Raw genomic sequence first — 6532 nt, 5'->3', positions numbered from 1 at the left:
TGGAGAACATGGATCAGTCGCTCCCCTCTGCGGAGGCGGTCTTGTCCCCGCTCACGTCGGCGGAGACCGTCTGCGGATCGTAGTCCGATTCCCGGGCGCGTTCCGCGGGCGTCTTGGTGCCGTTTCCGTTCGTCGCCGCCTGGGTGGGGTTCACCTTCATCTCCGGGCGGACGGACTGCAGCCCCAGGAGGATGATGCGCTCGCCCGGTTCGAGTCCCGAGACGACCTCGCTCACCCGGCCGAAGGCCGCGCCGAGCTGGACGGGGCGCTTGTGCGCCACGTTCTCTCCGTCCACCACGTAGACGAAGTCCCCCGCGGCGTCCGCGAGAATCGCCTCCTGAGGAATGACGGGCACGATGCGGGAGACGACGGGTTTGACGCTCACCCGGACCATGCTGCCGGGAACCAACGCCCCTCGGTCGTTTTTGAAGCGCAGGGCCACGGAAATCGTTCCGGTCTTCGCGTCCATGACGTTGCTCTCGAAATCGCGGATGCCCTTTTCCGGATAGACGGTGCCGTCGGGAAGGCGGAGCGTCGCGTCGTAGACGTTCTCGGCGGAGCGGAACCTCTCGAACTGGTCGAGATAGTCCCGGTCGGGAAGGGAGAAGGTGACGCGCACCGGATCCATCTGCACGATGGAAGTGAGCGGGCCGCTCGAAGGCGTCACGTAGTTGCCCTTGGTAAAAGCCACCTTGCCGGCCTTGCCCGAGATGGAGGCGGTGATCCGGGTGTAGCCCAGATTGATCTGGGCCAGTTGGAGCGATGCCTTGGCCTGTTCCACCGCGGCCTGGCTTTGGAGGACGTCGCTCTCCGCCTGGTCGAGATCCGTCGCGGAGACGCTCCGTGCGTCCGCGGCCTTCAGGCGCTTGAGGTACTTGGACGCCCGGTCGAGCGTCGCCTCCGCCTTGGCGAGTTCCGCCTTGCGGAGCGCCACGGTGGTTTTGTACTCTTTGCTGTCGATGGTGAAGAGGAGATCCCCCGCCTTGACCATGGACCCTTCCTTGAAATGGACCTCCTCGATGATGCCGCTGATCTGGGGCAGCAGGGAGACCGTCTGGATGGGCTCCACCCGCCCGACGTACTCCCGGCTCACCGCGAGATCCGCCTTCTCCACGGTGTGGAGAATGACCGTGGGCGCCGGAGGCGCCATGGGCATGGTCGCCTGCGGTTTCGCCGCCTTGTTTCCGCCGGGGAGCACCGCGAGAGCGCTCTTGAGCCCGGGGGGGAGGTACGGTTCGAGATAGGGTCTTCCGAAGTAAATCCCCGCCGCGAGAAGAAGCACCAGAAGAAAGAGCGTTCTTCCCGTTCTGCGCTTCGGCCTGCCTGTTCCGCTGGTGCCGTTCGTTCCGTGTCCGCTGTGCTGTTCCGGCGCTGTCATGCTGTGGTGCACCTTCCCTTCCTGTCGTCCTGTCGGTTCGTCGCGTCGCTCCGGAGAGCCTCCGTCGTCGCGTTCGTTCTTTCGTCGTGGTGTTCCGTTCCGCCACCCCGGGCCCGGGGGCGTGTCCTTTTGCGGGAAGAATCTCCGCGGTCTTCGACAGAGGCGCCGCATCCTGTTCCGGACGCCTCCGCGGCAATGGCGCCGTGGGCGCAGAGCCCCTGGAGCAGAATGGTTTTCACGGCCTCGGCGAACCCCTCTCCGGGAATGTCCCGTTTGTCGAAGACGAGTTCCTTCGCCAGTCCAACGATGGTGGCGTTCACCACCGCCTCGCCCAGCGTCGGGTCGATGGGGCGGAACACTCCCTCTGCAACGCCCCGGGCGATGACCTTCCGCACGAAATTCCGCACCTCCGTCAGCGGTGGATGGCGATGAGGCTCTTCGCCGCAGCGGTGCTCTCCCTCCCGATCCTCGTGGTAGGCCTGGATCAGCGCCGTGATGACGTGGCGATCCCGATGAAGACCCGCAAAGACCTCTTCCAGCATGCGAGCCAGAAGCGCGGCGGGATCTCCTTTTTTCGCATCCAGGGAGAGGGCGAGATTCCGCAGTGGGACCGTGTTGCGCTCCACCACGGCCCAGAGAAGTTCCCGCTTGTCCCGGAAATAGTTGTAGACCGTGCCCTTGGCGATGCCCACCGCCTGGGCGAGGCGCTCCATGGTCGCCCCTTTCCACCCCTCCTGAGTCAGCAACTCCTCCGCGGCGGCCAGGAGGGACTCCCGCATCATGGATTCCACAAGAGCTTTCTTCTTCTCCGAGAGACGCGCCATCTCTTCCTCCCCTCACGGCATGTCGAGAATCTCAACGGTACCGGCGCTCCGGTCGCGGCACATCTTCGCCGCGCGTCGCCGTAAGAAAATGACCGGTGTTTTTTTAAATGACCAAGGGTTGCGAGGCGCAATTTTACGCTTCGTTTTCCACCTTGTCAACGACCATTATGCCTGTTTCTGCACAGATGGTCGGGCCGGAGGCGGCGCACCGCGGAGGCCTGTGCGTCCCTTGCGAAAACGCGCTATACTGAGCAGGGGTTTGTCGCAGGGCAGTGCAGTCGGGGCGTGTTCAGGACGGAGTCGGGGAGAAAGGCGGTGTTCAGAACATGATGGGGACGGGTCGCAGGAAAGGGTGCTTCGGATCGGAAGAGGCCGGAGGGGGCGCATTCCGGCGGAATGTCCCGCCGGGGGTGCGGCGTGCGGCGGTGCTTTGCGTGCTCTGCCTGGCCCTGGGGGCGGGATTCCTCTCTCCTCCCGCCGCTGCGGGAGCTGCGGACACGGAGGCCTACATCAACGGCGTGCTCACCTTCTTCGGCGGTAACGAGGAGGCGGTGCGGGCAAAGCTCGGCGAGCCCCGGCTGGTCCGGGAACGGAAGCAGCAGAACCGCCACGACGACTCTCTTACGGATGTGGTGGTGACCCTTTGCTATTCCGAGGCGGAGGTTTCTTTCTATCGCATGGAGGCCGGGGGCGAGCTGCCCCTTACGGTGCGCGTCTTTTCGCCGAAGATGACGCTTCCGGGAGGGCTCCGGGTGGGTTCGTCCCTGTCGCAGGTTCGCGCTCTCCTCGGCGAGCCCACCGGCGAGGACGAGGGAGTGCTCCTCTACGAGACGGAGAGCGGTTACACGAACCTCGTGATCCGGTATTACCGCGACGCCGTCACCGAGATCGAGGCCAATTCCTGGCCGGATTAGGGGACATTCCGTTCCGTCAGGGCGAGAGGAATGTGGTGCGCTCTCTTCGGGCAATGCCCGGGAGGGCCTGTGCAGGTGTGTTGAAGACATGACGTTTCGGATCGGGGTTCGGGAACGTTTGCCGGAACATCGTTCGGACCAGTGAGGAAGCGTGCCGCTCCCTGCCGGCGACAGAGGCATGGTGGAAGCGGCATTTCAGAAAAAACGGCTCCGGGCGTCGCGGTTTTTTCGCGGCCGTTTTGTGGTGGTGAGGGTGACCGCTGCGGTGGTTGTTGCGACGGCCGTCGGGGTATGCGAAAAGGAACCTCGGGGGAGTGTTGCGGAACGATTGCGCTCGGACGAGGATGAAGCTGAGGACGAAGATGAGCATGAGGATGGAAAAGGAGTGATGTCGGATGTATTCTACGTTGGAGCGCTTTTTGAACTATGTTACGTATGATACCCAGTCCACGGATCAAGCCAAGGGGGTGCCCAGCACTCCCGGCCAGATGGTGCTGGCGGAGGTTTTGGCGAAGGAACTCGAGCAGCTCGGCGTGCAGGACGTGGTGGTTACGGAGAACGCCTATGTCACGGGTTCTCTTCCCTCCAACATCGCGGATCCCGAGAAGCGGAAAAAGGTACCCGCCATCGGTTTCATCGCGCACCTCGACACCGCCACGGAGGTGACGGGAAAGAACGTGAAACCCCGGGTCGTGAAAGGCTACGACGGAGGAGACGTGATTCTGAACGAGGCGGAAGGACAGGTGCTTTCGCCGCGGGATTTCCCCTTTCTGAAGGACTGTGTGGGGAAAGATCTCGTGGTGACCGACGGCAACACCCTGCTCGGAGCGGATAACAAGGCGGGAATCGCGGAGATCATGGGCGCGTTGGACTATCTCGTCGCGCATCCCGAGGTGGAGCACGGTGCCGTGAAGGTGGCGTTCACTCCCGACGAAGAGGTGGGACACCTGGCGAAGTTGCTCGACATCGAGGCGTTCGGTGCGGACTTTGCCTACACCCTTGACGGAGGACCTCTGGGGGAACTCTGTTACGAAAACTTCAACGCCGCCAACGCCACGGTGGAAATCCGGGGGCGGGCGGTGCATCCGGGGAAATCCAAGGGATTGATGCTGAACGCCATCACCCTGGCCCAGGAATTCAATGCCCTTTTCCCCCCTGCGGAGACCCCGAGCACCACGGAAAACTACGAAGGCTATTATCATTGCATGGAAATGCGCGGGATGGTGGAGCAGGCGACGCTGAAATACCTCATCCGGGATCACGACGCGGAGAAGTTCGAGGCCCGGAAGGAGTTCATGAGAAAAGCGGTACGCTGGATGAACGAGAAATACGGAGAAGAGCGCTTTTCGCTCTCCATGTCGGATCAGTACAGAAACATGCGGGAGAAACTGAAGGAGCGCATGGACATCGTGGAAATCGCCATGGATGCCATGAGAGAGATCGGAGTGGAGCCCCGGATCATTCCCATGAGGGGCGGTACCGACGGAGCCGCGCTTTCCTGGCGGGGGTTGATCACGCCGAATCTTTTCGCGGGGGGGTACAACCACCACGGACGTTTCGAGTTCATTCCCGTGCAGTCCATGGAGAAAGCCACGGAGATGGTGCTGAAGATTCTCGAACTCTCTGTTCGCCGAAGCGGCAACGCCTGAGTGCGTGTGCGACGCGGCGGAGACGACGCCTGTGAGACGAGGGGGGGATGCCCGGAAGAGAATGTTTATTTAAAGGGTCTTTCAAAGAGCTCTTTCTGAAAAGACGCGCTGTTTTCCGAGAGCCGGGTGCCGCACGAAGTTCAATCATGGAGAGATGATGAGGTGAACGGAACAATGAAGAACGGAATGAAAAAAGGCATTTTCGCAGTAGTGGTCTCTGTTCTCATCTTCGGTCTTTGCAGCATCGGGTGGGCCAAGGACACCCTCGTCGTGGCGGATCAGTACGATGCCACGACCATGGATCCCATCCGTCACAATGATATGCCGAGTTCCCGGGCGTGCTATTCCATCTACGACACGCTGGTCTTCCTCGACAGCGAGGGGAAGGTGCTTCCCGGACTCGCGGAATCCTGGGAATTTCCGTCGGACACGGCCTACAAGATGCATCTTCGCAAGGACGTGGTGTTTCACAACGGAGAGAAGATGACCGCCAAGGATGTGAAATACTCCCTGGAGCGGGCCACCACGGATCTCGGAGCGTCCATCAAGACCTACTCCCAGAACCTCGACAACGTGGAGATCCTGGACGACTACACGGTGATCATTCACCTGAAGCACCCGGACTACTCCTTCTTCCCTTCCCTCAGCCACAGTTGGGGTTCCATCCTCAACCAGAAGGCCGTGGAGGAGGCGGGGGACAACTACGGCATGCAGCCCGTGGGAACCGGGCCTTTCAAGTTCGTGAGCTGGCAGAAGGGGAACAAGTACGTTCTCGAGCGTTTCGACGCGTACTGGGGTCCCAAGGCGAAGGTCGCGAAGCTCGAAGTCCGCTCCATACCGGAACCCACGAGCCGCGCCATCGAGCTCGAAACCGGCGGAGTGGACATCGCCTACCCCATCACCACGAACGATATCAAGCGTATCGAGGAGAATAAGAACCTGGTGCTCTACCGGGTACCCCAGACGTCCGTGACCTACATGGGGTTCAACCTCTCCAAGAAGCCCTTCGACGATGTGCGCGTCCGCAAGGCCATCGATCTGGCGTTGGACACCGTGGGCATTCAGGCGGCGGTGTATCGCGGCGTCGGCAAAGTGCCCACGTCCCTTATTCCCGGAGCGGTGAAATACTCCATCGATTCCGAGCTTCCCAAGCACGAGCAGGATGTGGAAGCGGCCAAAAAACTCCTGGAAGAAGCGGGCATGAAGGATCTCCGCATGGAAATCTGGACGAACGAGCGGAAGGAGCGCGTGGATTCCGCCACCATCATCCAGGCGCAGCTGCAGGAAATCGGCATCACGTCGGAGATCAAGGTGTTGGAGTGGGGAGCCTACCTCAGCGGGTTGCAGGAGAAGAAGCATGACATGTTCCTGCTCGGCTGGGTTTCCACCGTGCCGGATCCCAATTTCGCCGTTTCGGGGCTTCTCGAGTCCACCTCGGGAACGAACTTCACCTTCACCAGTGACGCGAAGCTCGACGAATACCTCGCCAAGGGGCGCGGCACGCCGGACGGAGAGGAACGCGCCAAAATCTACAAGGAGCTCCAGCTCTACATCAACGAGCTGCATCCCATGGTGTACATCCACAACGACGAATCCATCGCGGGAGCCCAGAAAAACGTGAAGGGCTTCGAGATCCGCGGCAACGAGGTGCACTCTTTCCGGCAGGCCTCCATCGAGGAGTAACGCACCTGCGACGCACGTTGTTCCGCACATCCTTTCCGTTTTCGGGAGGGTGCGGTTTTACGGCGAGGGGGGGGAAAACCCCCC

General features: G+C 61.6%; 5 protein-coding genes. 3 read left to right on the top strand and 2 right to left on the bottom strand.

What is annotated here, in order from left to right:
- Positions 1-13: 13 nt before the first annotated feature.
- Positions 14-1378: an efflux RND transporter periplasmic adaptor subunit gene (locus tag Q1K49_RS05885; protein WP_300523927.1), complete on the bottom strand. Its 1365-nt coding sequence runs from the start codon at positions 1376-1378 to the stop codon at positions 14-16.
- A complete protein-coding gene (locus Q1K49_RS05880) occupies positions 1375-2202 on the bottom strand; it encodes a TetR/AcrR family transcriptional regulator (RefSeq protein WP_300523924.1) in 828 nt (275 codons plus the stop codon). Before Q1K49_RS05880 ends, Q1K49_RS05885 begins: the two co-directional genes overlap by 4 nt.
- Before the next feature lie 326 nt (positions 2203-2528).
- Between Q1K49_RS05880 and Q1K49_RS05875 the strand changes: the two genes are divergently transcribed.
- The 3 genes from Q1K49_RS05875 (at position 2529) to Q1K49_RS05865 (ending at position 6448) form a co-directional block, all read left to right on the top strand.
- On the top strand, positions 2529-3116 hold the full coding sequence (locus Q1K49_RS05875) for a hypothetical protein (protein ID WP_300523922.1): 588 nt from the start codon (positions 2529-2531) through the stop codon (positions 3114-3116).
- A gap of 395 nt (positions 3117-3511) precedes the next feature.
- On the top strand, positions 3512-4765 hold the full coding sequence (gene pepT, locus Q1K49_RS05870) for a peptidase T (protein ID WP_300523920.1): 1254 nt from the start codon (positions 3512-3514) through the stop codon (positions 4763-4765).
- Positions 4766-4939: 174 nt separating this feature from the next.
- Positions 4940-6448, top strand: a complete 1509-nt coding sequence (locus Q1K49_RS05865; RefSeq protein ID WP_300523917.1) for an ABC transporter substrate-binding protein — start codon at positions 4940-4942, stop codon at positions 6446-6448.
- The last annotated feature ends 84 nt before the right edge of the window (positions 6449-6532 follow it).

The sequence above is a fragment of the Aminiphilus sp. genome (genome assembly GCF_029975095.1).
Lineage (GTDB): Bacteria > Synergistota > Synergistia > Synergistales > Aminiphilaceae > Aminiphilus.
The sequence above is the reverse complement of the archived record's forward strand: the minus strand, read 5'-3'. Positions and strand labels throughout refer to the sequence as shown.

Excerpts from the sequence above, each read along its gene's own strand:
- Q1K49_RS05865 (WP_300523917.1), top strand. The coding sequence starts at position 4,940 with ATGAAGAACGGAATGAAAAAAGGCATTTTCGCAGTAGTGGTCTCTGTT.
- Q1K49_RS05880 (WP_300523924.1), bottom strand. The coding sequence starts at position 2,202 with ATGGCGCGTCTCTCGGAGAAGAAGAAAGCTCTTGTGGAATCCATGATG.
- pepT (WP_300523920.1), top strand. The coding sequence starts at position 3,512 with ATGTATTCTACGTTGGAGCGCTTTTTGAACTATGTTACGTATGATACC.
- Q1K49_RS05875 (WP_300523922.1), top strand. The coding sequence starts at position 2,529 with ATGATGGGGACGGGTCGCAGGAAAGGGTGCTTCGGATCGGAAGAGGCC.
- Q1K49_RS05885 (WP_300523927.1), bottom strand. The coding sequence starts at position 1,378 with ATGACAGCGCCGGAACAGCACAGCGGACACGGAACGAACGGCACCAGC.